Origin of the sequence: Arthrobacter sp. H-02-3 (assembly GCF_003097355.1) — a bacterium.
Classification (GTDB): Bacteria; Actinomycetota; Actinomycetes; order Actinomycetales; family Micrococcaceae; genus Arthrobacter; species Arthrobacter humicola.
The window spans coordinates 1-2,532 of the sequence record NZ_PYUI01000041.1 but is presented as its reverse complement, the minus strand read 5'-3'; the positions used below and the strand labels follow the sequence as shown (position 1 = coordinate 2,532).

Below are 2,532 nucleotides of genomic sequence, written 5' to 3'. Positions count from 1 at the left end.
TCCCGCAGACCCAGCCGGCGTGCGCGACGTTCTCCGCCACCGGATTGATTGATTGCGGCAACTGGGCTGTGTCAGCTTCCTGGCAGGTTCCGGCGTCGGCCGTGTCCGGGGTTTATCTGGCCCGGCTGGTGCGCAACGACACCGATGAAGCAAGCCTTGTTCCGTTTATCGTCCGTGATGACGCCGCGCATTCCGCCATGCTCTTCCAGACCTCTGATGCCACGTGGCAGGCGTACAACACCTACGGCGGCAACAGCCTCTACTCCTGCACCGTGGACTGCCCGGCAGGTGAACCACTCGCCTACAAATCCGCGTTCAAAGTTTCCTACAACAGGCCCTTCAATTCAGCGGCGGATGACCAAGGGCGAAGCTGGCTGATGTACGCCGAGTACCCAATGATCCGGTTCATGGAGGCCAACGGCTACGACGTGAGCTACATGAGCGGACTCGACGTCTCCACGCGGGGCCCGTTGCTGCTGAATCACAAGGTCTTCATGTCCGTGGGCCACGACGAATACTGGACAGCCGATCAACGGACCAATGTGGAGGCCGCCCGCGACGCCGGCGTGAACCTGGCGTTCCTCAGCGGCAACGAAATGTTCTGGAAGACTCGGCTGGAACCAAGCTCCGACGGATCAAACACACCTGACAGAACTCTGGTGGCCTACAAGGACACCCACTTCAACGCACCCACCGATCCCGTGGCGTGGACCGGTACGTGGCGGGATCCGCGTTACGGGACCGCCACGGGAGGAGGAAACCCGGAGAACGCCCTGACAGGACAGTACTTCCTGGTCAATTCCGGAACCACCGACATCGTGGTCCCCTCGACCTACAAACAGCTCAGGTTGTGGCGGGGGACCTCAATTGCGAACCTGGCCGCCGGCGCCTCGGCCACTCTGGGCGCCGGACTCGGCACCCTTGGTTACGAATGGGACATCGACGCCGATAACGGGTTCCGGCCGGCCGGTTCGTTCAGACTCTCCAACACAGTCAGTTCCTCGGCGGAGGTCTTCACGGACTATGGCTCCAATACTCTCAACGGTCAGACGGCGACGCACAACCTGACAATGTACAAGGCTCCAAGCGGTGCCTTGGTGTTCGGGGCCGGCACAGTGCAATGGTCCTGGGGACTGGACGGCTTCACCACAGGAAAAGCACCAGACAAGAACATGCAACAGGCCACGGTCAATCTCTTCGCAGACATGGGGTCACAGCCGGTGACCATCATGGCCGGCCTTGTGACCGCGGATGCGTCGACCGACTCGACGGCTCCGACATCCACCATCGTTTCGCCCACACCAGGATCAACGGTTTCAGATGGCACGATTGTGACCGTAAGCGGGACTGCCGCCGATGTCGGCGGCGTGGTTGCCGGCGTCGAGGTCTCGACGGACGGCGGTACAACCTGGCGCCCGGCCACAGGCACCTCGACGTGGACTTACAGCTGGAATGCGCACGGAAGCCCGACATCGACTCTGCGTTCCCGGGCGGTTGACGACAGCGGCAACATCGAATCGCCCTCGGCCGGCAGTGTCACGAATGTGTCATGTCCGTGTTCCATGATCGGTATCAACGTCAGTCCGGCCGTCCCTGCCGTCGGCGACGCCGCCGGAATCGAGGTCGGGGCCAAATTCTTCTCAGACGTCGCGGGAACCATCAGCGCCCTGCGCTTCTTCAAGTCCGCTGAGAACACCGGGACGCACGTGGGCAGTGTCTGGAGCGAATCCGGGGAACGGCTTGCCACGGTCACCTTCAGCGGGGAATCGGCGACCGGCTGGCAGAGTGCTGCGCTATCTCCTCCCCTCGCGGTCACCGCAAATACAAAATACGTGGTGTCCTACTTCGCCCCGGCCGGCCACTATGCCCAGGACACCGCCTATTTCTACAACCATCCTTCGCCGGTACCTGCAGGGAACGGCAGCACGGGAGGCGCCCCGCTCCACTTCACGAGGAGCCTGCCTGGCAGCCCGAACGGCTTCTACAAGTACGGCGCCTCGTCTTCATTCCCTGATCAGGTCTACGACGCAGAGTACTACTGGGTGGATGCGGTGTTCAGCCCGTCGAGCAGCCCCGCACCGGCGCTTTCGTCAGTGTCGCCGTCGAATAGCGCGACGGGTGTCGATGTGGCGGGGAAGTCTTCTGCCACCTTCAACCAGAGCGTGACGGCGGAGTCTGTCTCGTTCGTCCTGAAAGACGCGGCAAACACTTCGGTCCAGGGATCGGTGGCATATGACTCGGCCACGAACACGGCGACGTTCACCCCCGGGACATCCCTGTCCTTCAGCACCAGCTACACGGCCACGGTGAGTGGTGCCACGAATTCTGCGGGCCAGTCAATGGCGGCGCCGTATTCGTGGACGTTCACGACTGCCGCGCCGCCGGCCGCGCCGACGATCGCTGCCGTGTCGCCGGCGAACAGTGCGTCAGCTGTCGACACAGGGGTCAATCCGTCGGCGACGTTTGATCAGGCGGTGACGGCGTCGTCGGTGGTGTTCACCGTGAAGGACGCGGGCAATGTTTCGGTGGCCG

General features: G+C 62.8%; 1 protein-coding gene. It reads left to right on the top strand.

The window, feature by feature from the left end:
* Window positions 1-68: 68 nt before the first annotated feature.
* The coding region (locus C9424_RS21230) for a N,N-dimethylformamidase beta subunit family domain-containing protein (protein ID WP_237563608.1) at window positions 69-2,532 on the top strand (2,464 nt) is incomplete at its 3' end.